Origin of the sequence: Burkholderia sp. Bmkn7 (assembly GCF_041103175.1) — a bacterium.
Taxonomy (GTDB): domain Bacteria; phylum Pseudomonadota; class Gammaproteobacteria; order Burkholderiales; family Burkholderiaceae; genus Burkholderia; species Burkholderia cepacia.
On sequence record NZ_JBGCUH010000002.1, the window covers coordinates 1141849 to 1167617 of the forward strand.

Sequence of the window (25769 nt, forward strand, 5' to 3'; positions counted from 1 at the left end):
GATGGACATTTGCCTGTTCCTGATCGTCGATCGTGGTGGCGACGATGACGCCGGCGTGCCGCCACCGGGTCTCGACGATGCGATCGCGGCGCTGCGCGCAGTGCCCGGGCTGACGCGGCTGGTCGTGCATCGGCCCGCCGCGCTGGCCGCCGATCGCGCCGACCCCGTCGCGCGCCCGCCGTCGCCGGCATGCGTGGTGCAAGGCTACTTTGCCGAACTCGGCACGCTCGAAGCGATGCTTGCGCCGACGGGGGCCGCGCATGCGTGCGTCGCGCGTTGGCAGGCAGCCGGGCGGCGCGTCGTCCAGCAGGCGATGGCCGTACGCCCGATTCCGCTGGCCGGCCCGCGCGCGGCCGCGCAAAGCTGCACCTACCTCGTCAGCTACGACGGCGAAGCCGCGGACCCGAACGCGTGGCTGTCGCATTATCTCGATCATCATCCGCCGCTGATGGCGCAGTTGCCGGGCATCCGCGCGATCGAGATCTATACGCGCATCGATTACCGGACCGCGCTGCCGGTGCCGCGCGCGGATGCGATGCAGCGCAACAAGGTCGTGTTCGACGATGCCGGTGCGCTGGAGCACGCGCTGGCGTCGCCGGTCCGGCTGCTGATGCGCAGGGACTTCGACGCGCTGCCGCCGTTCACCGGCGCCACGCCACATTTCCCGATGACGAGCGATAGTTTTGAGATAACATCGATCGAGTAGTCCGCGCCGCGTCGCGCGATTGCGGGTCCGCCGCGTCGGCGCCCCGCCGCGGCTCACGAGCGCCATGACCCAATCCCGTCCGGTCGTCACCGACCTCAACCTGCTGCGCGTGTTTCTCGCGATCTCGGAGCTGCGCAGCCTGACCGCGGCCGGCGAGCGGCTCGGGCTCACGCAGCCGGCCGTCAGCCACGCGTTGCGGCGGCTGCGCAACCTGTTCGACGATCCGCTGTTCGTGCGCACGCCGACCGGCATGGCGCCGACCGACACGGCGCGCCAGCTGCACGGCCCGCTGACGCGCGCGTTCGGCATCATCGATCTCGCGGTGCAGCAGGTCGCGCACTTCGATCCGGCCACCGCGAACCGTACCTTCCGGTTGTCGATGTCCGACATGTCGGAGTTCTATTTCCTGCCGCCGCTGCTGGCGAGGCTTGCGGACGTCGCACCCGGCATTCGCGTCGATATCGCGAGCGCAACCGTCGACGCGGTCGGCGCTGCGATGCGCAGCGGCGAGATCGATCTCGCGCTCGGCTACGTGCCCGATCCGGGACCCGGCTGCGTGAGCGAAACGCTGTTCTCGGACGAGCACGTGTGCATGGTGCGGGCCGGCCATCCGCTGCGCAAGCGCGCGCCGACGCAGGAGGACCTGACCGCGCTGCGCTACATCTACGCGAGCAGCAATGCGACCGGCCACCGGATGGTCGAGAAGTGGCTCGACGAGTTGCACGTCGAGCGCACCGTCGTGCTGCGGCTGCCGCACTTCATCGTCGCGCCGGAGATCGTGCAGCACACCGATCTGGCGATCATCTTCCCGCGCAGCGTCGCCGAGCGCTTCAACCGCGGCCGCGCGTTCCGGATCTTTCCGTTGCCGTTCGTGCTGCCGCCGATCGAAATCCAGATGCACACGCACGTGCAGTTCGCGGCGGACCCGGGCATTGCGTGGCTGCGCGGCGTGATCCACGAGATGTTCCATCGCCCGGAAGCCTGACGGCGATTGCGCGCACCTGCGTAAAAATCCGCTTCACTGATTTAGAATGCGTTCACGCATCAATTTGACGAATAGTGATAGTGGAGGCGGTCATGACGTCGGTCGATCATCTCGATCTGAACCTGTTGCGCGTATTCCAGGCGATCGTCGAGGAACGCAGCCTGACGAAGGCCGGCGAGCGGCTCGCGTTGTCGCAGCCGGCCGTCAGCTATTCGCTCGGCCGGCTGCGCACGCTGTTCGACGATCCGCTGTTCGTGCGCACGCGCTCGGGCATGCAGCCGACGCCGGTCGCGCTCGAACTCGCGGGCATCGTCGGCAAGGCGCTCGACATGGTGCGCGTGGCGCTGCGCTACGCGGAGCGCTTCGATCCGGGCACGAGCACGCGTACGTTCCGGCTGTCGCTGTCGGATGCGGGGGAGATGGCGTACTTGCCCGCGATCTGCCAGGCGCTGCGCGAGCGCGCGCCGCGCGTGACGCTGAGCGTGCAGCCGCTGCCGGTGGAGGAGATCGAGGAAGCGCTGCGCGCGAGCCGGCTCGATTTCGCGATCGGCAACCTGCCGGAGCTGATGCCGCGCACGCGTCACCAGATGCTGTTCGAGGAAACGTATGTATGCATGACGGGCCGCCGGCGCGGGTTGCCGAGCGGCGGCGCGCTGAGCCTCGAGCAATTCGTGCGCGCCGCGCACGTCAACGTGAAATCGGTCGAGCACAGCCACCACGCGCTCGACGACGCGTTGCGCGCGCAGGGCGTGGGCCGCAACATCGCGCTCGAGGTGCCGCACTTCGTCGCGCTGCCGAGCGTGCTGTCGGTCACGGATCTGTACGCGACGCTGCCGAAGCGGCTCGCGCGGATCCTGAACCGCGACAACGCGTTCCGCCTGTACGACCTGCCCGTCACGCTGCCGCCCGCGCCGGTGACGATGCACTGGCACGAGCATTTCCATGAAGACGAGGGCAATGCGTGGATGCGCATGTTGCTGGCCGAACTCGTCGAGCAGTTCGACAACGCGTGAGCCCTGAAGACGAAGGCGATGCCCGGATGCGCGCGTTGCCGGCCGGAAGCGTCGAGTGGTTCGACGACGCGCGACTCATGAGGACGAGGGCAATGCGGATGACCGGCCGATGTCGTCGAGCGGTTCGACGACACGGGACGTCTTGAACCCGCGCCGCGTGTGTCGCAGGCGTCAGAGATCGAGCACCAGCACCGCCGAGCGCGCGCGCGACACGCAGCAGCAGATCACCGTGTTGCTCGCGCGCTCGGCCTTGCTGAGACAGTGGTCGCGATGATCGGGCTCGCCGTCGACGACGGGCACCATGCAGGTGCCGCACACGCCTTCGCCGCATGACGTATCGACTTCGATGCCGATCCGCGCGAGCGCGTCGACGATCGACGTGTCGGGCGTGACGCGCACCGATTGCCCGCTGCGCTGCAGGCGGACTTCGAAGCCGTCGGCCGGGCCGGCGCCGGCTTCGGCGTGGCCCGCATCGGCCGCGACGGGTTCCGCCGCGAAACGTTCGAGATGGATCGAGTCTTCGGGCACGCGCGTCGCGGCCGCCGCGACGACAGCCTCCATGAACGGCCCGGGGCCGCACGTATAGACGTGCGCGCGTGCGTCGACCGATTCGACGCAGCGGCCCAGCGCGGCCACGAGCGCATCAGGCTCGACGCCGTAGTGGAACGTCACGTGCGACGCGAACGGCTCGGCCGACAGTTCGTCGACGAAGGCCGCGTGCTCGCGGCTGCGCGCGAAGTAATGCAACCGGTAGCGCGCGCCGCGCCGGTGCAGTGCATACGCCATCGACAGCAGCGGCGTGATGCCGATGCCCGCCGCGATCAGCACGTGCTCGCTCGCGTCATCCGTCAGACGAAACAGGTTGCGCGGCGTACCGATCGACAGCTCGGCGCCGACCTGCACATCGTCGTGCAGCGAACGCGAGCCGCCGCGCGACTGCGCTTCCTTTTTCACCGCGAACAGGTAGCTGCCGCGTTCGTCGGGGTTGCCGCACAGCGAGTATTGCCGCGTGACGCCGGACGGCGCGGTGACGTCGATATGGGCACCGGGTTCGTACGCGTCGAACGGCTGGCCGTCGATGCGCGAAACCCGGAAACAGCGGATGTCCTGCGCCGCGTCGATCAGCGCGTCGATCCGGACCTGGTGGCGGTTCGCTTGCATGGGAAATTCCGTGGGGTACGAGGAAAGCGGCGCGGCAGACACCGCGCCGTCATGCGATCGAGAATAGGGACGGGCATCGCATAAATCAAATCGATTAAAAAGCGATACCTGAATCAGTGAGATGGATGATGGTCGGCGTCGGAGCGCGCCCGTTATTCAGCGCGCGGCGATTGCGTTGCCCGCCTCGGCCGCCTGCGGTGCCGCTGCCGACGCATGGCCGCGCTCGCGATCGAGGCTGCGGCGATAGTGCCGGCAGCCGGCGGCGAGCAGCAGCGCGGCGAGCGTGGCCGCCGCGACGTTGACGATCGACATCGAATGGCCGACCGCCGCCGGCGCGCCGAACACGCGATCGGTGAACAGCGCGACGACGGTCGTGCCGACGCCGAGCGCGATCAGGTTCGACACGAGCAGGAACAGCGCGGAGATCTGCGCGCGCATCTGGTTCGGCGCGAGCGTCTGCATCGCGGCGGTCGACGTCGGCATCGGGAACGACGCGAAGAACATCGCGACGACGAGCATCGCGAGCGAAGCGGGCAGCGAGTCGAGTTGCGTGAACAGCGTCGCGGGAATCACCATGCACGCGGCGCCGATCGCGCCGGCACGCATCGGCGCATCGCCGCGGCCGCGTCGCAGCAGCCAGTCGTTGAGCCAGCCGCCGCAGAACACGCCGGCCGTGTTCGCGACCAGCAGCACGATGCCGAGCGTGTAGCCGGCTTCGACGGCCGTCATCCCGAAGCGGCGGATATAGAACGCGGGCGTCCAGCTCAGCAGGCAGTACAGCGTCATCGCGTAGAACGAGAAGCCGAGGTAGTGGCACGCGAAGGTCGCGCGATGCGTGCCGACGAAGCGCAGCGAATCGCGTATCGACACGCGCCGCACGGCGCCCGAGCGATCCTGCGCGAGCCCCTTGCGCTGCGGGTCGCGCACGGTCGCCGCGAACAGCAGCGCGACCAGCAGCCCCGGCAGCCCGACGATCAGGAACGTGACCTGCCACGCATGTACCTGCCCGACCACCGGCAGCGTGAACGCGCTCGCATGCTTGAGCAGCGCGATCACGTAACCGCCGATCAGGAACGCGACGCCGCCGCCGATGAACGAACCGAGCGAATACACGGCGATCGCGCGCCCGAGCTTCTCCTTCGGAAAGTAGTCGGCGAGCATCGAATACGCGCCGGGCGACAGCGCGGCCTCGCCGACGCCCACGCCCATGCGCGCGATGAACATCTGCACGAAATGCTGGCTGAGCCCGCACGCGGCGGTCGCGACGCTCCACAGCGCGATGCCGAGCGAGATGATCCGCGGGCGCGCGTAGCGATCGGCGAGATACGCGACCGGCAGCCCCATCACCGCATAGAACAGCGAGAACGCGAAGCCGTTGAGCAGGCTGAACTGCGTGTCGGACAGGTGCAGGTCGCGCTTGATCGGCTCGATCATCAGCACGAGGACCTGGCGGTCGACGAACGAAAAGACGTACGCGAGCATGCAGATGACGACGACATACCATTCGTACGTATAGCGCTTGCCGTCGGCAGCGCGGGCCGTGGATGCGGACATGCGGATTCTCCAGGAGCGGGCGGTGAATAAGCGCGGCATCGGCCTCGGGGGCCGGGCGCCGTCGCGGCGCGAAAGCGTGCGGGGGCACGTGTCGGAGACGCAGCGTAGTCGGCCAAATCCGGCCGCCATAGCCGGAGTGACAGCCGCGCCACACGGGCATCTACCGACCCGGATAAAGAAAACACCAGGGTTGCGCGCGCCGGCCGCCGCGCGGCGCGCTTGCAGCGGGGCGCGCGCGCATCATGCGACGCATCTATAAGCGTTATAGAGCGCATTGTGTCGACGTCCGAAATTGTCGTTCCTAGACTCGGCCCGTTTTTGATCGGCTGCGTTGGCCCTTCGCGGCGAACGCGCTTCACACCAGCCGGCGCGATACCGACAGGCGCCGGAACCTCTACGGGACGACGACGATGAATCAACCGAACAGGCGGGCCGACCGGCTTGCCGTACCGCTTGCCGCGCTGCTGGCCTGCGCGGCGCTGCCCGCATTCGCGCAATCGAGCGTGACGCTCTACGGCCGCGTCGACACGGCGATCGAATACGCGAACGCCGGGCCGAACCACGTGACGCGCATGGGCAGCGGCAACCTGTTCGCTTCGCAGTGGGGGCTGAAGGGCGTCGAGGATCTCGGCGGCGGCTACGCGACGATCTTCAAGCTGGAGGATGGCTTCAACGCGGCCAGCGGCGCGCTGTCGAACAGCAGCGCGCTGTTCGGCCGCGAAGCGTGGGTCGGCATCACGGGGCCGTTCGGCGGCGTGCAGTTCGGCGAGCTTTACACGATCCTGCACACGACGCTCGTCACGTACAGCCTGCCCGGACTCGGCGCGGGGCTCGCGTGGGGCAACGCGACGAACAACTTCGTCGGGCCCGCGTTCCTGCGCGTGCGCAACTCGATGCGCTATACGTCGCCGCGCTACGCGGGCCTCATGCTGCGCGCGATGGCCGCGCGCGGCACCAACGGCGCGGCCGGGCAGCCGGCGACGCTCGGCGATACGTACGGCGCGGGGCTCAACTACGTGCGCGGCGGCCTGTCGGTCGACATCGACTACATGCAGCAGAAGTTCAGCCCGGTGGCCGCGGCCGCGCTCGGCGACACGAGCCCGGCCGCGAGCGGCAACTACACGCTCGGCGCGATTTCGTACGACTTCAATGTCGTGAAGGTCGCCGCGCTGTACCTGCGCCATCGCGGCGGCCCCGACGTCGCGACCGCGATCGACAGCCAGAGCGCGTATCCGCACAGCGACATCATGGAGCTGAGCGCGACGGTGCCGATCGGGCGTGCGTCGCTGCTGCTGAGCGTCGGCCATTACCGCAAGGTCGCGGACAGCGACGGCAACGCCGATTCGTACGGCATCCGTTTCGACTATCCGCTGTCGAAGCGCACGGTGCTGTACACGGGCGCCGCGATGGTGCGCAACGGCGCGCATGCGCGCTTCGTCGTCAACGGCGCGGCGGGCGGCGGCGTCGCGGTCGCCAAGCCCGGTGCAACGGCGAGCTCGATCGTCGCGGGCATCCTTACGTCGTTCTGACCGGCGCGCGCCGCTGCCCGCTTGCGCCGTCCGAGCCCTTCGCGCCGTCATGCGCAGGCGGGCGGCTGCGGCGCGAGCCATGCGTCGAACGGCGCCAGCTCGCCGATGTGGAACAGCTCGAGCAGCAGCGCGCGCAACCAGCGATGGCCGGGGTCCGCGTCGAAGCGCCGGTGCCAGTACGCGTTGACGGCCCATTCGCCGGCACCGGCGATCTCGTACAGGGCGCACGGCTGCCGCGCCGCGAACGTGATCGCGATCGTCTCCGGCAGGATCAGCGCATAGTCGCCGTCGCGCAGCAGCGCGGGCACCACCATGAAATCGGGCAGCGCCGCGCGCACGCGCGGCATCAGCCCATGCCGTTCCAGCAGCTGCATCGATTGCGGATGCGACGTGACCGCGACGAAGCGCAATGTCTCGGGCGCCTCGCCATCGAGCACGTAATCGTCGGGGAGCGCGACGCGCTGCGCGGCGCGGCGCGGCATCAGCAGCACGCAGCGCTCGTGCAGCAGCGCGGTGCGCTGGAAGTGGCTCGACGCGTCGGCGAAATGCCCGAGCGCGAAGTCGATGCGCCCCGATTCGAGCGCGACGTTGAGCTGGCATTCGTCGACGTGCAGCGTCTCGATCACCGCGCCCGGCGCACGGCGGTCGAACGCGGCGAGCAGCGTCGGCAGGAACGCGCTCGCGGCGAAATCGCTCATGTGCAGGCGGAACACGCGCTGCGTACTGTCGGGCGTGAAGCGCGACCCTTCGTCGAGCACGTCCTGCAGGATCGCGAGCGCCTTGTCGACCGAGATCGCCAGCCGTTGCGCGCGCGGTGTCGGCTCGACGCCGGTGCCGGTGCGCACGAACAGCGCGTCGCGGAACATCAGCCGCAGCCGGCCGAGCGCATGGCTGACGGACGGCTGCGTGACGCCGAGCCGCAGCGCCGCGCGGCCGACATGCCGCTCCTCGTAGACCGCGCGAAACGTCTTCAGCAGGTTGAGGTCGAGATCCTGCACGCGCAGTTCCGACAGGTCGCTGTCGTGCGGCGTGGATTCCACGCGGGTCGGGGCCGCCGGGCGGCCGGTTGCGGCGTGCGTCATCGGGATTGCCTCGCGGTGACGGAAGGCGCATGGCCGTAGAGCCGCGCATACGCCTTCGCGAAATGGCCGAAGCCATGGATGCCGTGTGCGATCAGCACGTCGGTCACGCTGCACGTGTCGCCGCGTTGCAGCGCCGCGTGCACGGCGGCGAGCCGGCGCTCGCGCACGTAGGCGGCCGGCGTGGTGTGCAGGAACGCGCGAAACGCGTGCTGCAGCGTGCGGGGCGCGACGCCCGCGACGGCCGCCAGCGCGGCGAGCGCGAGCGGCTCGCCGAGGTGCGCGTCGACGTGATCGCACGCGCGGCGCACGTGCGCCGGCAACGGCGGCGTGCCGCGTGCGAGCGCGTCGCTGTACGAGTGCGGCAGGTGCGTGAGCAGCAGCGACATCAGCCACGCGGTGAGATCGGCGCCGAAGAGGGGCGAGGCCGTGCCGACACACGGTTGTGCGCCGAGCCTGCACAGGTATTCGAAGGTCGGCAGCACGAGCGCGGCGCCCGTGTCGGTGCCGCCGGCCGCGAGATCGAACTGCAGCGGCCGCGTGAGCGGTGCCCGCAGCATGTGCTGCAGCTTGCGTTCGAGCGCGCCGCGTTCGAGCCGCAGCACGAGGTTGCGGCAATCGGGGCTCGTGCTCAGGCGGCTGGCGAGCGCGGGCGACGATACGGTCAGCTCGCCCGGGCCGGCCCGCGCGACGACGCTGCCGGCCTGCAGTTCGCAGGCGCCGGCGAGCGTCAGCCTGAACAGGAAGTGACCGGCATCGTCGCCGAAGTCGATGCGCGTTTCGCGGCCGTAGCAGAGTTCGAGCAGCGCGCCGTGATGCAGCGGCACTTCGTACAGCTCCGCATGAAACGGATCGCGGCCGCGCGCGGCCATCCGGTGCGGCCCGAGCCGGTGCGCGACCGCGCGTTCGACTTCGTCGGGGGCGTGCAGCGTGCCGAGCCTATTCGGCGCATGGCGGGAAAGGGCGATATCCATTCACGGACCTCGTATCGGATGCAGGGGCGCGGTTTCGTGCGTGTCGCCCCGATTGCGTTGCGCGAACGGGCGTGCCGTTGCGCGTTTTGAAGCGACGCGGCGGGGGCGGACGCGTAGTCTCGGAAGCACTCATTCACCGGGAGAAGACGATGAAGGTATGTGTTCTGGGCGGCGGCCACGGCTGCCATGCGGCGGCCATCGACCTGTTCGAGAAGGGCCACGACGTGACGTGGTGGCGGCGCGACCGCGAGCCGCACGCGCGGCTGCGCGAGCTTGGCGTGCTGAACGTGACCGACTATCGCGGCAAGCGGACGGTGCCGCTCGGCGACGCGCCCGGCGCGATCCGCCTGAGCGGCGATCTCGCGGCCGCGTTGCGCGGCGCGCGGCTCGTCGTGGTGCCGCTGCCGGCCACCTCGCACGACGCGCTCGCCGCGCAGGTCGCGCCGCTGCTGGAGGACGGCCAGGTCGTGTTCCTGCCGCCCGGCACGTTCGGCAGCGTCGTGTTCGCGCGCGCGGCGGCCGATGCCGGCAACCGTTCGCGCGTCGCCTTCGCCGAGACGGGCACGCTGCCGTATCTCGTGCGCAGGCACGGCGACAACGACGTCGTGATCAGCGCGTACGCGACGCGGCTGCCGACCGGCGTGTTTCCGGCGAACGCGGCCGGCTGGGCGTTCGACGTGCTGCGCGCGGGTTATCCGTCGGTCGAACCGGTCGAGGATGCGTTGTCCGGCGCGCTGATGAACGCGGGCCCCGTGATCCATCCGCCGCTGATCCTGATGAACGCGGGGCCGCTCGAACACTTCGACGCATGGGACATCCACAACGAAGGCACGCAGCCGTCGATTCGCCGCGTGACGAACGCGCTCGACGCCGAACGCATCGCGGTGCGCGAGGCGCTCGGTTACCCGGCGCCGCATTTCCCGCTTGCCGATCACTACGCGACCGACAGCGACGAATGGATGTACGGGCGCGGCGCGCACGGCAAGCTGACCGATAGCGGCGACTGGCGCGAGAAGATCGATCTGCGCACGCATCGCTACATGCTCGAAGACACCCGGCTCGGGCTGTCGTTCATCGTGTCGTGCGGGCGTCGGGCCGGCGTGCCGACGCCCGTCGCGCAGGGGCTGTTGAGCATTGCGAGCGCGGTCGCGGTGCGCGACCTGTATGCGGAAGGCCGCACGCTGGAGCGGCTGGGGCTCGCCGCGCTGTCGATGGACGCGATGCGCGCGCTGCTCGACGCGGGGTACGCGGCATGAAGGCGGGCGCCGATGTGACGCGTGTCCACGTGCTCGGCGCGGGGCGCATGGGGCAGGGGATCGCGCTCGTGTTCGCGTTCGCGGGGCTCGACGTGACGCTGGTCGACTTCAAGCCGCGCGACGCGACCGGATGGTGCGCCTTCGAGGCACGCACGCGCGACGAGATCGAAAGGCCGCTGCATGCGCAGGTCGCGCTCGGCCGCATCGACGCCGCGCAGGCCGAAACCGTGGTCGCGCGCATCGCGCTCGTCGCCCGGGACGGTGCGGCCGATGCGGTGCGACAGGCCGGCATCGTGTTCGAGGCGTTGCCCGAAGTGCTCGATGCGAAGGCCGACGCGCTGCGCTGGCTCGGCGCGCATGTCGGTGCGCATGCAACGATCGCGTCGACGACGTCGACGTTCGTCGTCACCGAGCTGCAGCGCCACGTCGCGCATCCGGAGCGGATGCTGAACGCGCACTGGCTGAATCCCGCGCTGCTGATGCCGCTCGTCGAGATCAGCCGCAGCGATGCGACCGATCCGGCCGTCGTCGAGTCGCTCGCCGCGTTGCTCGAACGTGTCGGCAAGAAGCCGGTGATCTGCGGGCCGGCGCCCGGTTATATCGTGCCGCGCATCCAGGCGCTCGCGATGAACGAGGCCGCACGGATGGTCGAGGAGGGCGTCGCGAGCGCGGCGGACATCGACACGGCGATCCGCACCGGTTTCGGCCCGCGCTTCGCGGTGCTCGGGCTGCTCGAATTCATCGACTGGGGCGGCTGCGACATCCTGTACTACGCGTCGAAGTACCTGGCCGGTGAGATCGGCCCGCGTTTCGCGCCGGCCGCGAGCGTCGTGCGCAACATGGAAGCCGGGCGTGACGGCGTGCGCACGGGTGCGGGCTTCCACGACTACGCGGAGGTCGACGTGCCCGCGTACATGCGGCAGCGGCTCGGCGAATTCGCGCGCCTGCTCGATCACCTGGGGCTCGCGCCGGCGTTCGACGGCGCGCGGGGGGAGGGCGGCCACTAGGCGGCGCGCCGGGGTGGCGGGCGCGGCCGGTGGCACGCGCCCGGAACGGCCGTGCCGGCCGCCGCCGTGTTCGCCGCCTGCCGGTGCGGATCGGCCCGCTTGCGCGGATCGAAGCGTCGTGGTCACGCCGTGTCGCCGCGCGCGTCGGTAGCGGGAACAGCAGGAGCAGCGGGAGCGGCGCTCACGATCCGCGTTTCGCGCATCATGCACAGCGTCGCGACGGTGACGAGGCCGAGCGCGACGAGAAACAGCGACACGGGCCACGATGCGTGATAACGCGCGAGCAGCGCGGTGGCGATCAGCGGCGACATCCCGCCGGCGAAGATCGACGCGACTTCATGGCCGAGCGCGACGCCCGAGTAACGCACCTCGGTGCTGAACAGCTCGCCGACGAGCGCGGGCAGCGTGCCGATCATCGCGCCGTGGCTGACGGCCGTGCCGACCGTCAGCGCAAGCCAGACGAGCGGTGTCGCGCGCGTGTCGAGCAGCCAGAAGAACGGGAATGCGCACGCGACGAGGCTCAGCGCGCCGATCAGGTACACGGGCTTGCGGCCGATCCGGTCGGACAACCGGCCCCACGCAAGCATCGCACCCATCTCGACGATCATCGCGATCATCACGCCGGTCAGCATCACGCCGTTCGGAATGCCGACGTATTTGCCGTAGACGAGCGAGAACGCGAGAAAGATATAGGCGCCGCCGTTCTCGGCCACGCGCAGCCCCATCGCGAGCAGGATTTCCTTCGGATGGCGGCGGATGCACTCGACGATCGGCAGATGGGTGTGCGCGCCGCGCCGGCCGGCCTGCTCGAAGTCGCGGCTTTCGGGCAGGTGGCGGCGGATATAGATGCCGATCGTGAAGATCGCGATGCTCGCGAGGAACGGCAGCCGCCAGCCCCAGGTGCGGAACATATCGTCCGGCAGCGCCTGCGCGGCGAGAAACGCGGCCGACGACAGCACGAAGCCGCCGCCCACGCCGAGCTGGCTCCACGCCGCGTAGTAACCGCGCTGCTCGGGCGGCGCGTTCTCGCTGATCATCAGCACGCCGCCGCCCCATTCGCCGCCGGACGCGATGCCTTGCAGCAGGCGCAGCACGACGAGCGCCGCCGGTGCCCACAGGCCGACCTGCGCATAGGTCGGAAGCAGACCGATCGCGAAGGTCGATGCGCCCATGATCAGCAGCGTCCACACGAGCGACGCCTTGCGCCCGTAGCGGTCGCCGACGTGGCCGAACACGATTCCGCCGAGCGGCCGCGCGACGAAACCGAGCGCGAATGCCGCGAACGCGGCGAGGCTGCCCGCGAGCGGCGACGCGCCGGGCGGAAAGAACACGTGGCCGAACACGAGCGCCGCGGCCGTGCCGTACACGAAAAAGTCGTACCACTCCATCGCGTTGCCGGCGACGGAGGCGATGACGATCCGGCGCAGTTGCCGGTCGGCGAGCGGCCGGGCGGCGCTCGGGGATTGCACGGTGTCGGTCGGGTACATGGCGGACTCTGAAGGGGGGCGGGCGCGTGCCGTCTTTGCAGCACTGCGGGCTAGTGTTGTCGGCACCGCGCCCCCGGTCAAATCCGCAGAAAAAGGGGAGTGTCATCACTCCCGCAAATGATGGTCATGCGGCGCGCGGCCGTGCCCGCGCGCCCGGCATGCTGTCACCGCTCGATCTGCCGGTTCCAGCGCGTATCCCACTGCGCGCGGCGCGCGTTGATCGCGGTCCAGTCGACCACGGTCACCTTGCGCACGAGATCGTCGACATTGCCGAGGCTCTGTTGCATCGCGGCGGGCATCTTCGCGAGACGGTTGGTCGGAATCTGCTTGCCGGCCTCGGCCGCCTTCGTCTGCGCGGGCGCGGACAGCAGGAACTGCGCGAGCTTCTGCGCGAGCTGCGGATCGGGATTGTTCGCGACCACGCACAGGTCGACGAGCAGCAGCACGGGGCCTTCCTTCGGGTTCGCGTAGGCGACGGGGATGCCCTTGTCCTGCAGGTCGCCGACGCCGGTCGGCGTGAGCGGGAACAGGCCGGCTTCGCCGGTCTGCACCATCTCCGAGATCTTCGCCGAGTTCGGGATGTACTCGACGACGTTCGGCCCGACCGTGCTCGCCCACTTGCTGAAGCCGGGCTCGACGTTCTGCTCGTTGCCGCCGAGCAGCCGGTTGATCGCGAGGAAGCCGTGCAGCCCGAACGTGCTGCTCGACGCCGACTGGAACACGACCTTGCCCTTGTATTTCGGATCGGCGAAATCCATCCACGACGTCGGCGGCGTCCAGCCTTTCTCGGCGAACAGCTTCTTGTTGTACGCGATGCCGGTCATCCCGAGCTGCACGCCCGCGCCGACGTCGTCCTTCATCCGCGCGAACGGATACAACTCCTTCAGCACCGGCGAATCGTCGAGCTTCTGGCACACGCCGAGGCTGACCGCGCGCGCCATCACGCCGTCGTCGAGGAACGCGACGTGGATCTGCGGCTTGTTGCGGTTCGCGAGCAGTTTCGCGAGCACGTCCGACGACGTGCCGGGCACGACGACCACCTTCACGTTGTTCGCCTTCTCGAAGTCGGGCAGTACCTGGCTCGTGTAGGCCTTCTCCATCGGGCCGCCGTTCATGCCGACGTAGATCGTCTTCGTTTGCGCGAACGCGGGCGCGCCGGCACCTGCGATGCAGAGGGCGGCGGCCGCCGCGATCGTTGCGGGCAGTTTCATTTGTGGGTCTCCTCTTGACGGAAAGGGGCGGTCGGCTCGGCTTCGCGGAAGAAGCGGCCGATCGAGAATGCATCGAGCGGGGTGGCGGTTTCGCCGGTCGTGACGAGATCGGCGAGCACGTCGCCGACGCCCGGCGCGAGCAGGAAGCCGCCGCCGGAAAAACCGAACGCATGAAGCAGGCGCGGCGTCGTGCGGCTCGCGCCGATGATCGGGTTGTGGTCGGGCGTGCAGCCTTCGACGCCGCTCCACGTGCGGATCAGCAGTGCGTCACGCAGCGCGGGCAGCAGCGCGCACGCATCGCGCATCACCGCGCGCGTCGTATCGACCGACGGCTGGCCGAATTCGCCGTCGCCGCGGCCGCGCCCGCCGCCGATCACGCAGTTGCCGCGCGCGACTTGCCGCGCATACACGCCGCCGCCGTACACGCCGAGGTTGTGCGCGATGAACGGCGGCAGCGGTTCGGTCACCCACATGTTCGGGTAGATCGGCTCCATCGGCACGGCTTCGCCGAAGCGTTCGGCGATCGTGTTTGCCCACGCGCCGGCCGAGTTGATCAGCCACGTCGCGGTGCAGGCGCGGCCGCCTGCCCGAAAGTGAAAGCGTGTGCCGTCGTGGTGAACGTCGTCGACGGGGGTGTGCTCGAACACGTCCGCGCCCGCCGCGCGGGCCGCGCGCGCGAACGCGGGCGACACGAGGCGCGGGTTGGCGTGACCGTCGGTCTCGCACAGCGAGCCGCCGAGCGCCGCACGGCCGAGCCACGGGTAACGCCGCCGGAACGCATCGCCGCGCATCACCTGCAGCGGCAGGCCGTGTTCGCGGGCGAGCGTCGCGTAGGCATCGAGCGCGTCGAGGTCGGCGTCGCTGCGCGCGAGCCGCAGGTGGCCCGACACGACGAATTCGCCGTCGATGCCGATCAGTTCGGGCAGGCGATCCCAGATGCGCCGCGCACGCAGCGCGAGCGGCAGCTGCTCGGCGGGCCGGCCCTGGCAGCGCACGCCACCGTAGTTCACGCCGCTCGCCTGCGCACCGCAATCGCGCCGCTCGAACAGCCCGGTGCGCAAGCCGCGTCGCGTCAGCGCGAGTGCGGCCGACGCGCCGACGAGGCCGCCGCCGACGATCGCGACGTCGTAATGCCGGGTCTCATTCATCGCGTGCCTCGTCGGGAATCGCCGCGACATCGTCGCCCGCCAGCGCGGCCGAGATCGGGAATGGCTTCACGGGCGGTTGCGCACGCAACCGTCCGACGTCGGCGAGCGGGCGACCGGTTTCGGCGGCCAGCAAGAGCGCGGCCGCGTCGCCGCACATGCGGCCCTGGCAGCGGCCCATTCCGACGCGCGTCAGCGCCTTCAGCCGGTTCAGCTCGGTTGCCGCGCCGTCGCGGACGCAGCGGCGCAGCGTCCCTGCGTCGACCTCCTCGCAGCGGCACACGATCGTGTCGTCCGCGCAGCGTGCGGCCTGCTCGACCGGCGGCGCGAACGCCGCTTCGAGGCCCGCGCGGAATGCGGCGACGCGCGCGAGCGTGCGTTCGAGCGTCGCCGCGTCGGGTTTGCCGGCGGGCGCGGGCGACGCGATGCCGGCGTCGTCGAGCAACGCAAGCGCCGCGCGCCGGCCCGAAGCCTCGGCCGCGTCGGCGCCCGCGATGCCCGCGCCGTCGCCGGCGACGTAGAGGCCGCGCACCGACGTGCGGCCGGCCGCGTCGCGCTCGGGCAGCCATGCGCGGTTGAGTGGGTCGAACCCGAACCGGCAGCCGGCGAGATCGGCGAGCTGCGTTTCGGAGCGCAGGCCGAAGCCGAGGCCGACTGCGTCGCAGTCGAGCAGGCGCGGCGGTGCGCCGTCACCGGCGGCGCGCCATGCGATTCCCGTCACGTGCGGGTCGCCGAGCACGCGCTCGAGCCTGACGCCCGTTTCGATCGCGACGCCGTGCGCGCGCAGCCAGCCGATGTAATAGAGCCCCTTCGCGAACGTCGACGGCATGCGCAGCAGCGCGGGCGCGGCAGCGGCCTGGCGGCGCAGCGGGCTCGTGTCGAGCACGGCCGCGACCTGCGCGCCGGCCTTCGCATACTGGTAGGCGACGAGGTAAAGCAGCGGGCCCGTGCCCGCGAACACGACGCGCCGGCCGATCGCGCAGCCCTGCGCCTTCAGTGCCACTTGCGCGCCGCCGAGCGTATAGACGCCGGCGAGCGTCCAGCCCGGCACGGGCAACAAGCGGTCGGTCGCGCCGCTCGCAATGATCAGGTGCGAGTAGGGCACCGTCACTTCGCGGCCATCCTGCAGCGTGTCGACGCGGCCTGCGCCGCATGACCAGGCAAGCGTGTTCGGCCGGTAGTCGACATGCGGCAGCAGCGCGGCCATCGTCCGGTGCACGGCGTCGGCCTTCGCGGCCTCGAAGCCGTACAGCGTGCGCTTGCCGCGCGCGAACGCGCCGTCGGCCGGCGGCTGCCGGTAGATCTGTCCGCCCCAGCGCGCGTTCTCGTCGATCACGACCGGGCGCAGCCCCGAGTCGACCAGCGCTTCGGCCGCGCGCACGCCGGCCGGCCCCGCGCCGACGATCACCGGTTGCGGTGCGGCGCTCACGCTGCGTCTCCGGTCGCGGCCGGCCGGGCGGACGTGAGAATCCGCATGCCTTCGGCGATCGGCGTCGAGCATGCACGCACGCGCGCACCGGTTTCGGTGCGCACCCAGCAGTCCTGGCACGCGCCGATCAGGCAGAAGCCCGCGCGCGGCTGGCCGCTGAATTCGCTCACGCGCACGCGCCGCTGGGCAACGAGGATCGCGGTGAGCACGGTGTCGCCGGCGAGCGCGAGCGCGGGGCGGCCGTCCAGCGTGAACGCGACGGCGGCACGTTCGCGTTCGGCGACGCGCACGAACTGCGCACCGTCGTCCGGGATGCAGGTGGAACGGGAAACGGAAGTCGTCATCAGTGTTGGCCGATCAGGATGCGGTTCAGGCCGTACACGCGATCAAGCAGCAGCATCGCGCCGGCGGTGATGAAGATGACGAGCGCCGACACCGACGCCATCATCGGGTCGATCGACTCGGTCGCGTACATGTACATGCGCACCGGCAGCGTGACCGTCTGCGGCGACGTGACGAAGATCGACATCGTCAGTTCGTCGAAGCTGTTGATGAACGCGAGCAGCCAGCCGCCGGTGATGCCGGGCACGATCATCGGCAGCGTGATGCGGCGGAAGGTCGTCCACGGGTCCGCGCCGAGCGAGCACGCGGCTTGCTCGATGCTGCGGTCGAGGCCCGCGACGGACGCGAGCACGAGCCGCATCACGAACGGCGTGATGACGACCATGTGCGCGAGCACGAGCCATGCGAACGAGCCGGTCGCGCCGATCAGCGCGAAGAAGCGCAGCAGCGCGATGCCGAGCACGAGGCCGGGAATCACGAGCGGCGACAGCAGCAGCCCGTTCAGGAACGCGCGGCCGGGAAACGTCGCGCGGCCGATGGCGAGGCCCGCCGGCAGCGCGATCGCGAGCGACAGCGTCGCCGACGCGAACGCGAGCTTCACGCTGTTGAAGAACGCGGTGACGAAGTCGGGATAGTCGAGGATCGCGCGGAACCAGCGCAGCGAGAACCCGTGCGTCGGCAGTGTCAGCGTCTCGTCGGGCGTGAACGCGACGAGCACGACGATCACCAGCGGCGCGAGCACGAACAGGATCACGAGCGTGTGGAAGGCGAGGGCAAAGGGGCCGTTCTTTCTCATCGCGATGCGCCTCCGAGGCTGCGTGCGTAGCGGCGTTCGAGCACGCGGTAGTAAGTGAGCATCACGACGAGGTTCGCGACCAGCAGAAGCACGGCGATCGTCGCGCCGAGCGGCCAGTTCAGCGAGCCGAGGAATTCGTCGTAGACGGCCGTGGCCGCGACCTTCAGCCGGCGTCCGCCGAGCAGGCCCGGAATCGCGAACGCGCTCGCCGACAGCCCGAATACCATCAGACTGCCCGACAGCACGCCCGGCATCAGCTGCGGCAGCACGATGCGGCGCAGCGTCGTGAACGGCGATGCGCCGAGCGACAGCGCCGCATGCTCGGTCTGCGGATCGAGCCGCTGCAGCGCGGTCCACACCGGGATCACCATGAACGGCAGCATCACGTGCACCAGCGCGATCACGATCGCGAAGGTCGTGTATTCGAGCTTGTACGGCCCGAGGCCGGCGAGCCCGAGCGCCTGGTTCACGAGCCCGCTCGTGTTCAGCAGCATGCTCCAGCCGAACGCGCGCACGACGACCGACACCAGCAGCGGCGCGAGGATCGCGAGCAGGAACAGCGAGCGCCACGGGTCGCGCATTTTCGACAGCACGTATGCCTCCGGCGTGCCGATCGCGACGCAGATCGCGGTGGTCAGCGCGGCGATGCCGAACGTGCGCGCGAAGATCGTGTGGAAGTACGACGAGCCGAGCACTTCCGCGTAGTTGCCGAACTGGAACGCGGCGATCGGGCCGGTGGCCGGATCGAAGCGGTAGAACGTCAGCATGAACGTCATCGCGAGCGGCACGAGCACGAGCGCGGCGAACAGCGCGAACGCGGGTGCGCACATCAGCCACAGCGGTGCGTGGGCGCGCCAGCTCGCGCGCATCGTGGGCGCGGCGGCGGCGCGTGCCGGTGCGGCGTCGGCGGACACCGCGGCCGAGCGCGCAAGCCCGGCCGGCGCGCCGTCATTCGGGAGTGGACGGGCAGGCTGTCGCATTCAGGCCTCCCGGCGCATCACGCGCACCGCGTCGCTGTGCCAGTCGATCCCGACCGGCGCGCCTTCCGCGAGCGGCTCCGCTCCTTCGTTCTGGCAGCACACGAGCACTTCGCCGAGCGCGCTGTCGACGCGGTACAGCCACTGGCTGCCGAGGAAGAAGCGGCTCGTGACGGTCGCGGCGAAGCGGCCGGCATCGGGCGCGCACAGCCGCAGCTTTTCGGGACGGATGCAGACCGACACCGCATCGCCGATGCGCATGTCGCGCTCGCGCGCCGGCAGGTGCGCGAGCCGGCCCGTTTCCGCGAGATCGTGACCGAGGTCGATGCGGATCGCATCGCCGTCGTGCGCGACGATCGTGCCGGGCAGCAGGTTCGCCTTGCCGATGAACTGCGACACGAAACGGTTCTCCGGGCGCTCGTACGCGCGGTACGGCGTATCGGTCTGCGTGATGCGGCCGGCTTCCATCACGACCACGCGGTCGCTGATCGACAGCGCTTCCGACTGATCGTGCGTGACCATGATCGTCGTCGTGCCGATCTTGCGCTGGATCGCGCGCAGCTCGAACTGCATGTCCTCGCGCAGCTTCGCGTCGAGGTTCGACATCGGTTCGTCGAGCAGCAGCACCGGCGGCTCGATCACGACCGCGCGCGCGATCGCGACGCGCTGCCGCTGGCCGCCCGACAGCTCGCGCGGGAAGCGGTGCGCGAGCGCGTCGAGACGCACGAGCGCGAGGGCCGCGCGGATGCGCTCGGCGCGCTCGGCCTTGTCGACGCCGCGCATGTCGAGGCCGAAGCCGACGTTCTCGGCGACGCTCATGTGCGGAAACAGCGCATAGCTCTGGAACACGATGCCGAGCCCGCGCCGGTTCGGCTTCAGGTGCGTGATGTCCTGCCCGTCGAGCGCGATGCGGCCGCGCGTGACGTCGACGAAGCCCGCGATCATCTGCAACGTGGTGGTCTTGCCGCAGCCGGACGGCCCGAGCAGCGACACGAATTCGCCTTGTTCGACCGACAGGTTGACGTCGGCGACGGCGGTGAGTTCGCCGAAGGTTTTCGTCAGATCCGTAAGCGTGAGAAACGACATGGGAAGCTCCGGGTTCGCACACCGCGTGGCCGGTGTACCGATGTGGCGGACTCTAGCCAGCCATATTTCGGAGCGTCAATTTCGAATTCTGCTGAACGGGAGGAATTTCTGAAAAATTCCATTGAACGGAACGGTTGGGGAAATCGCGAGCGAATCGTTCCGCTGGGTGGCGCGTGGCAATGCCGCGAAATGCACGCGTCAATCCCGTGCACACCCGGATGCCCGTGGAATTTCGGCGGGACGACAATGGCGGCTCACGTATTCCGTTCAATGAAATCATCAAGGAGAGCCGGCATGCAGGAACCCCATTCGACCGGAACGTCGCCGGCCGCGCGCGCGCCGCGCCCGGACGAGGACGCCGTCGATGCGGCCGGCGCACCGGGCACCGGCATGCTGCAGCGCGCGTTCGCGATCCTGCGCGCGCTGGCCGGCATGCAGCAGGACGGCGTGCGCGTCACGCATCTCGCAAAGGCCGTCGGCCTCACGCAGGGCACCGCGCACCGGATCCTGCAATCGCTGATCGCGGAAGGGATGGTCGAACAGGACGAGCAGTCGAAGCTGTACCGGCTGAGTGTCGATTTCTTCGCGCTCGCCGCGCAGGCCGGCAACCCGAGCAGCATGCGCACGTTGTGCCGTCCCGCGCTGCTGAGGCTGTGCGCCAGCCTCGGCGAGACCATCTTCCTGCTGGTGAAGAGCGGCTTCGACGCCGTGTGTCTCGACCTGTGCGAGGGGCCGTTTCCGATCCGTTCGTTTACCGGCGACATCGGCGGCCGCATCGCGCTCGGTGTCGGACAGGGCAGCCTTGCGATCCTCGCGTTCCTGCCGGAAGCGGAACGCGAGGAAGTGATCCGCTTCAACGTGCCGCGCATTCGCGGCTACGGCGTGCTCGACGAGGTGTACCTGCGTACCGAGATCGAACGCGTGCGGCAGCTCGGCTACGCGGGCCGCAACAGCGGTGTGCTCGACGGGATGGCCGGTGTCGCGGTGCCGATCCTCGATCGCACCGGTTATCCGGTCGGCGCGTTGAGCGTCGGCACGCTCGCGTCGCGCCTCGGTGACGACCGGATGCCGATGGTCGTCGAACTGCTGCGGCGCCAGGCCGACGCGATCGGGCCACGTACCAATCCGTTCGACGCCGCGTTGCGGCGGCCGATGCACGGATTATCAGGGAAAACCGTATAGCCGCCTCGCGCGTCGCCGTTTCGTCAGCTTGCTTACGCAAGCCATTCACGTCCGATCAAAACGCACCGCGTCCAGCGGGCCCGCGTGCTTTCGTTTCCCTTGCGGGGCCGCGTGACCCCCGCTCATTTCCCCTCCCCCGCCTCTCATTCGATTTTCAACTGCCGGCCAGTTGAACATTTCATTTCTTGATGTGATTGCGGCTGGATACCATCCAGCGACTGTCTATACAACCCGGTCGGGAAGCATGGGCAGGACCAACAAAACACAACATCGATGAGCAGGTTTGGAGAGGAGATGACGGAGATGGTGCGAATGAAGGGTGGGAAGACGGGCGTCGCAATGGGCGTCGCAATGGGCGCCGCGATCGCAATGCTGTTTGCCGGCGCCGCGCACGCGCAGTCGACGGTGACGCTGTACGGGATCGTCGACGCGGGCGTGACCTACACGAACAACGCGAAGGGCCATTCGCTGTGGCAGTTCACGGGCGGCAACGAATCGGGGCCGCGCTGGGGCTTGATCGGCTCCGAGGATCTCGGCGGCGGCCTGAAGGCGAACTTCCGCCTCGAGAACGGCTTCAACGTCGCGAACGGCGCGCTCGGGCAGGGCGGCCGGATGTTCGGGCGTTCGGCGTGGGTCGGCCTGAGCGGCGCGAACTGGGGCACGGTGACGCTCGGCCGCCAGTACAACTCGACGCAGGACATCCTCGGTTCGCTGCAGATGAGCAGCTTCCTCGCGCAGTACTCGACGCACCCGTTCGACAACGACGACATCAACAACACGTTCCGTCTCAACAACGCGGTGAAGTACGTGTCGCCGACGATCGCGGGCCTGCAGGCGAACCTCGTGTACGGCTTCTCGAACTCGACCGGCTTCGCGAACGACAACAGCTGGAGCGCGGGCGTCACGTACGTGAACGGGCCGCTCAACGCGGGCGCCGCGTATGCGCGCGTGAACCATCCGGCGGTCAGCACGAGCGGCGCAGTTGCTTCGGATAACTACTATCCGTCGTCCGCATCGGTGTTCGGTGCGAGCCTCGGGAGCGCGATCCGCCAGCAGATCTGGGGGGCGGGCGGCAGCTACGCGATCGGGCCGGCAACGCTCGGCCTGCTGTACACGGGCTCGAACTTCGGCCAGGCGACGGGCGGCGCGCTGCGTTTCAACAACTACGAAGGCAGCCTGCGCTACATGGTCACGCCCGCGCTGATGGCGGCGGCCGGCTACACCTATACGCAGGTCGCGCGCGCCAGCGAAAGCGGCCATTACCACCAGGTATCGGCCGGCGTGCAATACCTGCTGTCCAAGCGCACCGACGTGTACGTGAACGGCTTCTACCAGAAGGCGTCGTCGGGTGTCGGCCACGCATGGATCGACGGCACCGACAGCGCGTCGACGACGACGTCGCAGGTGGCGGTGGTGGTCGGCATCCGCCAGAAGTTCTGATGTTCTGACGCACACGCGCGTCTTCCGGAGGAGGCACTCATGAAACTGAAACTGTTGCTGGCGGCGTTGCCGTTCGTCGGGATGTATGCGGGCGGCTCGCTTGCCGACGCGCGTCCGCTGCTGTTCGGGCTGCCGTTCCTGCTCGTCTGGAACCTGGTCTGGATGGCGGCCACGGCCGCGATTCTCGCGATCCTGTTCCATCTCGACGAGCGCGACGCGGCCCGCGCCGGCCGTTCGGGAGACGCGCGATGAACGCTTCGATCGTCATCATCGCGGCGTTCGCCGTGTTCGCGCTCGCCATCGGCGTGATGGCGCGCCGCGGCCGCAAGCTCACGCTCGAGCAGTGGGCGGTCGGCGGGCGCGGCTTCGGCTCGCTGCTCACGTTCCTGCTGATGGCCGGCGAGGCGTTCTCGACGTTCTCGTTCCTCGGCGCGAGCGGCTGGACCTACAGCAAGGGCGTGCCCGCGTTCTACATCCTGTCGTACGGCTGCCTCGCATTCGTGATCGGTTACTGGATGCTGCCGGCGATCTGGCGTTACGCGAAGGAACGCGGACTCGTGTCGTTCGCCGATTACTTCGCGTCGAAGTACGACAGCCGCGCGATCGGCGTGCTGGTGTCGATCGTCGCGGTGTTCGCGATGGTGTCGTTGCTGATGATCCAGTTGCGCGGGCTCGGCGTGATCGTGTCGGAGATGTCGTACGGGCTGATTCCGCAGGCGGCCGCGATCTGGATCGCCGCGACGCTAATGGCCGTGTACATGGTCGTGTCGGGCATCCACGGCTCGGCGAGCATCGCGATCTTCAAGGACGTGCTGATCCTCGCGATCGCGATCTTCCTCGGCCTGTACCTGCCGATGCATTACTACGGCGGGCTCGGCGAGATGTTCGCGAAGATCGACGCCGCGCACCCCGAACTGCTGCGCATGCCGGAGCACGGCTTCAACCTGAGCTGGTACAACTCGACGATCCTGCTCACGTCGCTCGGCTACTACCTGTATCCGCACGGCTTCACCGCGATCTACGTCGCGAAGGACGAGCGCGCGCTGCGCCGCAACGTGATCCTGATGCCGCTGTACCAGGTGCTGATCGCGTTCCTGTTCCTCGTCGGCTTCGCGGCCGTGATGACCGTGCACGGGCTCGAGGGCGCGCAGACCGATCTCGCTTTGCTGCGGCTCGTGAAGCAGACGTTCCCTGCGTGGTTCGTCGGCATCGTCGGCGGCACGGGGCTGCTCACCGCACTGGTGCCGGGATCGCTGATCATGCTGAACGCATCGACGACGATCGCGCGCAACATCTACCGCGAAGGCTTCGCGCCGAACGCGACCGACCGCGAGGTGACGCGCGTCGCGCGCATCGCGCTGCCGGTCTTCACGCTGGTGGTCGTCTACTTCGTGCTGCGCGGCGGCGCGACCTTCGTCACGCTCGCGATCTTCTCATCGAGCCTGCTCACGCAGCTCGTGCCGATGCTCGCCTCGAGCTTCCTGAAGCGGCCGTTCGGCACGCGTGAAGGCGCGTTCGCGGGCATCGTCGCCGGCGCGATCGTGATCGCGATGACGAACTACTATGGCGTGACGCTCGCGTCGCTGTTCCCGGGCGCATCGAACACGCTGACGTCGATCAACCCGGGGCTCGTCGCGCTCGCGGTGAACGCGGTGGTGTTCGTCGTGATCAGCGCGGTGCAGCGCAAGCTGAAGGCGCGGGTCGCCGCGCCGGTCGGTTCGGCGTGACGGTTTTTCGAGCATGACGCCGTCGCCGGGGCGCCGGGGTTCCACCCGGCGGCCCGGCCGCTCGGCCACTGGATGGCAGCAAGACCCATCGAACCACAACAGGACACCGAACAATGACGACCGAGGACAAGCGAGAGCGCATGCGAGAGGACGACCGCGAAGCGATCGACACGCTGATCGCGAACGGCTGCGTAATCACGATGGACCCGCAGCGGCGCGTGATCGAGAACGGCGCGGTCGCGGTCAAGGGCGAGCGCATCGTCGCCGTGGGCGGCACCGATGAACTGCAGGCGCGTTACCGTGCGGCGCGCACGATCGATGCGCGCCGCAAGGCCGTGCTGCCCGGCCTGATCGATGCGCATGCGCACGCGGGCCACGCGATGCTGCGCACGATCGGCGGCGCGGACGGCGATGCGTGGTCGGCCGCGGCCGAGACGATCTACACGCGCGCGTCCGACGAGGCGTTCTGGGAAGCCGAATCGCATCTCGCCGCGCTCGAACGCCTGAAGGCCGGCGTGACGACCGGCGTATCGCTGCTCGGCGGCGGCAATTCGATCATGCGCGTCGACGATCCGGTCTACGCGCGGCGCCATTGCGACGCGGTCGTGCGCACCGGTACGCGCTCGATCGTCGCGGTCGGCCCGTCGCGGCCGCCCGCGCCGCGTGCCTATACGCGCCACACGCCGGAGGGCAGCGACACGCGCGACATCGGTTTCGACACGATGTTCGACGTATGCGTGCGCATCGTCGACGAATGCCACGGCGATGCCGGCGGCCGGATCCGCATCGCGCTCACGCTGCCCGTGTACGGGCCCGAACACGATCCCGAGCTGGCGCAGTATGAACACGACTTCCGCGACCAGGCCGCCCGCTACGGCGCGCTCGCACGCGAGCGCGGGCTGACGTTCACGCAGGACGGCCACCGCGCGGGCACGCTCGCGTTCGCGCATCGCGAGCTCGGCTTGCTCGGCCCGACGTCGTTCATGTCGCACAGCATCGACCTGACCGACGACGACATCGCGGCGTGCGTCGAGACGGGCACCGCGATCGTCCACAACCCGAGCGCGATCATGTCGATCATCGGGCGCTGCCCGGTGCCCGAGCTGATCGATGCGGGCGTGACGGTGGCGATCGCGTCGGACGGTGCGGCGCCCGATCGCGGCTACGACATGTTCCGCCACATGTGGCAATGCATGCATTACCACCGCCGGCATTTCCGCGACCCGGACGTGCTGCCGCACGGCAAGGTGCTGGAGATGGTGACGATCGACGCGGCGAAGGCGCTGTCGATCGATCACGAGGCCGGTTCGCTCGAAGCCGGCAAGCTCGCCGACATCATCCTCGTCGACCTGTTCCGGCCGCACATGATGCCGATGAACATGCCCGTGTATCGCGTGACCTGCTTCGCGAACGCGGCCGACGTGTGCATGACGATGGTGGGCGGAAGGGTGCTGATGGAGGATCGGCGCGTGTTGTCGGTCGACGAGAACGCGGTGCTCGAACGGGTGAACGAAGTCGCGGCAATCACGATCGAGCGCAGCGGGTTGCGTCATTTGCTCGACGAGCCGAAGACGCTGTGGGGGCGGAGCCGCTATTGAGCGGGCGGGTGGGCGTTGTCGTGCGGTGGCGGGCCGGCGTGGCCGGCCTGTTCGTTCGACAGCGCCGCTGAATCGGCGGCGATGC

The 25769-nt window shown here is 69.3% G+C and carries 23 protein-coding genes; 11 read left to right on the forward strand and 12 right to left on the reverse strand.

Features of this window, described 5'->3' with window-relative positions:
- Nucleotide 1: 1 nt before the first annotated feature.
- From AB3K92_RS11085 to AB3K92_RS11095, 3 genes are all read left to right on the forward strand, one after another.
- Entirely contained in the window at nucleotides 2-706 is a 705-nt protein-coding gene (locus AB3K92_RS11085) for an ethyl tert-butyl ether degradation protein EthD (RefSeq protein ID WP_124588748.1), read from the forward strand.
- Nucleotides 707-770: 64 nt separating this feature from the next.
- Entirely contained in the window at nucleotides 771-1691 is a 921-nt protein-coding gene (locus AB3K92_RS11090; protein ID WP_369465044.1) for a LysR family transcriptional regulator, read from the forward strand.
- A 92-nt stretch (nucleotides 1692-1783) separates the two neighbouring features.
- Complete coding sequence (locus AB3K92_RS11095; protein WP_021161061.1) at nucleotides 1784-2704, forward strand: LysR family transcriptional regulator; 921 nt, start codon at nucleotides 1784-1786, stop codon at nucleotides 2702-2704.
- Nucleotides 2705-2875: 171 nt separating this feature from the next.
- On the opposite strand, the gene AB3K92_RS11100 is transcribed toward AB3K92_RS11095, so the two are convergent.
- Together AB3K92_RS11100 and AB3K92_RS11105 are read right to left on the reverse strand one after the other, a co-directional pair.
- Nucleotides 2876-3865, reverse strand: coding sequence for a PDR/VanB family oxidoreductase (locus AB3K92_RS11100; RefSeq protein ID WP_059494647.1), 990 nt, complete (start codon nucleotides 3863-3865; stop codon nucleotides 2876-2878).
- Between the two features lie 156 nt (nucleotides 3866-4021).
- Entirely contained in the window at nucleotides 4022-5419 is a 1398-nt protein-coding gene (locus AB3K92_RS11105; RefSeq protein ID WP_369465045.1) for a spinster family MFS transporter, read from the reverse strand.
- 410 nt (nucleotides 5420-5829) lie between these two features.
- Between AB3K92_RS11105 and AB3K92_RS11110 the strand changes: the two genes are divergently transcribed.
- A complete protein-coding gene (locus AB3K92_RS11110) occupies nucleotides 5830-6948 on the forward strand; it encodes a porin (RefSeq protein WP_369465046.1) in 1119 nt (372 codons plus the stop codon).
- A gap of 47 nt (nucleotides 6949-6995) precedes the next feature.
- On the opposite strand, the gene AB3K92_RS11115 is transcribed toward AB3K92_RS11110, so the two are convergent.
- Both AB3K92_RS11115 and AB3K92_RS11120 read right to left on the reverse strand, forming a co-directional pair.
- Nucleotides 6996-8030, reverse strand: coding sequence for a LysR family transcriptional regulator (locus AB3K92_RS11115; RefSeq protein WP_369465047.1), 1035 nt, complete (start codon nucleotides 8028-8030; stop codon nucleotides 6996-6998).
- Nucleotides 8027-9001 carry an AraC family transcriptional regulator gene (locus AB3K92_RS11120; RefSeq protein WP_369465048.1) on the reverse strand — a complete coding sequence of 325 codons (975 nt, stop codon included), beginning with the start codon at nucleotides 8999-9001 and terminating at the stop codon, nucleotides 8027-8029. The genes AB3K92_RS11115 and AB3K92_RS11120 overlap by 4 nt, the downstream gene beginning before the upstream one ends.
- A 149-nt stretch (nucleotides 9002-9150) precedes the next feature.
- Between AB3K92_RS11120 and AB3K92_RS11125 the strand changes: the two genes are divergently transcribed.
- Both AB3K92_RS11125 and AB3K92_RS11130 read left to right on the forward strand, forming a co-directional pair.
- Nucleotides 9151-10257, forward strand: a complete 1107-nt coding sequence (locus tag AB3K92_RS11125) for an NAD/NADP octopine/nopaline dehydrogenase family protein (RefSeq protein ID WP_369465049.1) — start codon at nucleotides 9151-9153, stop codon at nucleotides 10255-10257.
- Nucleotides 10254-11264 carry a 3-hydroxybutyryl-CoA dehydrogenase gene (locus AB3K92_RS11130; RefSeq protein WP_369465050.1) on the forward strand — a complete coding sequence of 337 codons (1011 nt, stop codon included), beginning with the start codon at nucleotides 10254-10256 and terminating at the stop codon, nucleotides 11262-11264. Before AB3K92_RS11125 ends, AB3K92_RS11130 begins: the two co-directional genes overlap by 4 nt.
- A 122-nt stretch (nucleotides 11265-11386) precedes the next feature.
- On the opposite strand, the gene AB3K92_RS11135 is transcribed toward AB3K92_RS11130, so the two are convergent.
- The 8 genes from AB3K92_RS11135 to AB3K92_RS11170 all read right to left on the reverse strand — a co-directional run bounded on the left by AB3K92_RS11135 (nucleotide 11387) and on the right by AB3K92_RS11170 (nucleotide 19737).
- Nucleotides 11387-12751, reverse strand: coding sequence for an MFS transporter (locus tag AB3K92_RS11135; RefSeq protein ID WP_369465051.1), 1365 nt, complete (start codon nucleotides 12749-12751; stop codon nucleotides 11387-11389).
- 164 nt (nucleotides 12752-12915) lie between these two features.
- Nucleotides 12916-13962: an ABC transporter substrate-binding protein gene (locus AB3K92_RS11140; protein WP_048020295.1), complete on the reverse strand. Its 1047-nt coding sequence runs from the start codon at nucleotides 13960-13962 to the stop codon at nucleotides 12916-12918.
- Entirely contained in the window at nucleotides 13959-15110 is a 1152-nt protein-coding gene (locus AB3K92_RS11145) for an NAD(P)/FAD-dependent oxidoreductase (RefSeq protein ID WP_369465052.1), read from the reverse strand. The genes AB3K92_RS11140 and AB3K92_RS11145 overlap by 4 nt, the downstream gene beginning before the upstream one ends.
- Nucleotides 15103-16536: an FAD-dependent oxidoreductase gene (locus tag AB3K92_RS11150; RefSeq protein ID WP_369465053.1), complete on the reverse strand. Its 1434-nt coding sequence runs from the start codon at nucleotides 16534-16536 to the stop codon at nucleotides 15103-15105. Before AB3K92_RS11150 ends, AB3K92_RS11145 begins: the two co-directional genes overlap by 8 nt.
- Nucleotides 16533-16880: a (2Fe-2S)-binding protein gene (locus AB3K92_RS11155; protein WP_021158738.1), complete on the reverse strand. Its 348-nt coding sequence runs from the start codon at nucleotides 16878-16880 to the stop codon at nucleotides 16533-16535. Before AB3K92_RS11155 ends, AB3K92_RS11150 begins: the two co-directional genes overlap by 4 nt.
- Nucleotides 16880-17674, reverse strand: a complete 795-nt coding sequence (locus AB3K92_RS11160) for an ABC transporter permease (protein ID WP_021158739.1) — start codon at nucleotides 17672-17674, stop codon at nucleotides 16880-16882. Before AB3K92_RS11160 ends, AB3K92_RS11155 begins: the two co-directional genes overlap by 1 nt.
- Nucleotides 17671-18654, reverse strand: a complete 984-nt coding sequence (locus tag AB3K92_RS11165; RefSeq protein WP_369465054.1) for an ABC transporter permease — start codon at nucleotides 18652-18654, stop codon at nucleotides 17671-17673. Before AB3K92_RS11165 ends, AB3K92_RS11160 begins: the two co-directional genes overlap by 4 nt.
- On the reverse strand, nucleotides 18655-19737 hold the full coding sequence (locus AB3K92_RS11170; protein ID WP_059484727.1) for an ABC transporter ATP-binding protein: 1083 nt from the start codon (nucleotides 19735-19737) through the stop codon (nucleotides 18655-18657). It abuts the gene before it with no gap.
- A gap of 294 nt (nucleotides 19738-20031) precedes the next feature.
- Here AB3K92_RS11170 and AB3K92_RS11175 point away from each other — a divergent pair, with 294 nt between their 5' ends.
- The 5 genes from AB3K92_RS11175 (at nucleotide 20032) to AB3K92_RS11195 (ending at nucleotide 25684) form a co-directional block, all read left to right on the forward strand.
- Nucleotides 20032-20919: an IclR family transcriptional regulator gene (locus AB3K92_RS11175; RefSeq protein ID WP_059653728.1), complete on the forward strand. Its 888-nt coding sequence runs from the start codon at nucleotides 20032-20034 to the stop codon at nucleotides 20917-20919.
- A gap of 351 nt (nucleotides 20920-21270) precedes the next feature.
- Nucleotides 21271-22359, forward strand: coding sequence for a porin (locus AB3K92_RS11180; protein ID WP_369465781.1), 1089 nt, complete (start codon nucleotides 21271-21273; stop codon nucleotides 22357-22359).
- 39 nt (nucleotides 22360-22398) lie between these two features.
- Nucleotides 22399-22611, forward strand: a complete 213-nt coding sequence (locus tag AB3K92_RS11185) for a DUF3311 domain-containing protein (protein WP_059494669.1) — start codon at nucleotides 22399-22401, stop codon at nucleotides 22609-22611.
- Nucleotides 22608-24086 (forward strand): sodium:solute symporter, encoded by a 1479-nt coding sequence (locus AB3K92_RS11190; RefSeq protein WP_059484730.1) that lies wholly within the window; start codon nucleotides 22608-22610, stop codon nucleotides 24084-24086. Before AB3K92_RS11185 ends, AB3K92_RS11190 begins: the two co-directional genes overlap by 4 nt.
- A 113-nt stretch (nucleotides 24087-24199) precedes the next feature.
- Nucleotides 24200-25684, forward strand: a complete 1485-nt coding sequence (locus AB3K92_RS11195; protein ID WP_124841631.1) for an amidohydrolase family protein — start codon at nucleotides 24200-24202, stop codon at nucleotides 25682-25684.
- The last annotated feature ends 85 nt before the right edge of the window (nucleotides 25685-25769 follow it).

Coding starts and splice junctions, on each gene's coding strand:
- AB3K92_RS11085 (WP_124588748.1), top strand. CDS start 2: ATGGACATTTGCCTGTTCCTGATCGTCGATCGTGGTGGCGACGATGAC.
- AB3K92_RS11090 (WP_369465044.1), top strand. CDS start 771: ATGACCCAATCCCGTCCGGTCGTCACCGACCTCAACCTGCTGCGCGTG.
- AB3K92_RS11095 (WP_021161061.1), top strand. CDS start 1,784: ATGACGTCGGTCGATCATCTCGATCTGAACCTGTTGCGCGTATTCCAG.
- AB3K92_RS11100 (WP_059494647.1), bottom strand. CDS start 3,865: ATGCAAGCGAACCGCCACCAGGTCCGGATCGACGCGCTGATCGACGCG.
- AB3K92_RS11105 (WP_369465045.1), bottom strand. CDS start 5,419: ATGTCCGCATCCACGGCCCGCGCTGCCGACGGCAAGCGCTATACGTAC.
- AB3K92_RS11110 (WP_369465046.1), top strand. CDS start 5,830: ATGAATCAACCGAACAGGCGGGCCGACCGGCTTGCCGTACCGCTTGCC.
- AB3K92_RS11115 (WP_369465047.1), bottom strand. CDS start 8,030: ATGACGCACGCCGCAACCGGCCGCCCGGCGGCCCCGACCCGCGTGGAA.
- AB3K92_RS11120 (WP_369465048.1), bottom strand. CDS start 9,001: ATGGATATCGCCCTTTCCCGCCATGCGCCGAATAGGCTCGGCACGCTG.
- AB3K92_RS11125 (WP_369465049.1), top strand. CDS start 9,151: ATGAAGGTATGTGTTCTGGGCGGCGGCCACGGCTGCCATGCGGCGGCC.
- AB3K92_RS11130 (WP_369465050.1), top strand. CDS start 10,254: ATGAAGGCGGGCGCCGATGTGACGCGTGTCCACGTGCTCGGCGCGGGG.
- AB3K92_RS11135 (WP_369465051.1), bottom strand. CDS start 12,751: ATGTACCCGACCGACACCGTGCAATCCCCGAGCGCCGCCCGGCCGCTC.
- AB3K92_RS11140 (WP_048020295.1), bottom strand. CDS start 13,962: ATGAAACTGCCCGCAACGATCGCGGCGGCCGCCGCCCTCTGCATCGCA.
- AB3K92_RS11145 (WP_369465052.1), bottom strand. CDS start 15,110: ATGAATGAGACCCGGCATTACGACGTCGCGATCGTCGGCGGCGGCCTC.
- AB3K92_RS11155 (WP_021158738.1), bottom strand. CDS start 16,880: ATGACGACTTCCGTTTCCCGTTCCACCTGCATCCCGGACGACGGTGCG.
- AB3K92_RS11160 (WP_021158739.1), bottom strand. CDS start 17,674: ATGAGAAAGAACGGCCCCTTTGCCCTCGCCTTCCACACGCTCGTGATC.
- AB3K92_RS11165 (WP_369465054.1), bottom strand. CDS start 18,654: ATGCGACAGCCTGCCCGTCCACTCCCGAATGACGGCGCGCCGGCCGGG.
- AB3K92_RS11170 (WP_059484727.1), bottom strand. CDS start 19,737: ATGTCGTTTCTCACGCTTACGGATCTGACGAAAACCTTCGGCGAACTC.
- AB3K92_RS11175 (WP_059653728.1), top strand. CDS start 20,032: ATGCAGGAACCCCATTCGACCGGAACGTCGCCGGCCGCGCGCGCGCCG.
- AB3K92_RS11180 (WP_369465781.1), top strand. CDS start 21,271: ATGGGCGCCGCGATCGCAATGCTGTTTGCCGGCGCCGCGCACGCGCAG.
- AB3K92_RS11185 (WP_059494669.1), top strand. CDS start 22,399: ATGAAACTGAAACTGTTGCTGGCGGCGTTGCCGTTCGTCGGGATGTAT.
- AB3K92_RS11190 (WP_059484730.1), top strand. CDS start 22,608: ATGAACGCTTCGATCGTCATCATCGCGGCGTTCGCCGTGTTCGCGCTC.
- AB3K92_RS11195 (WP_124841631.1), top strand. CDS start 24,200: ATGACGACCGAGGACAAGCGAGAGCGCATGCGAGAGGACGACCGCGAA.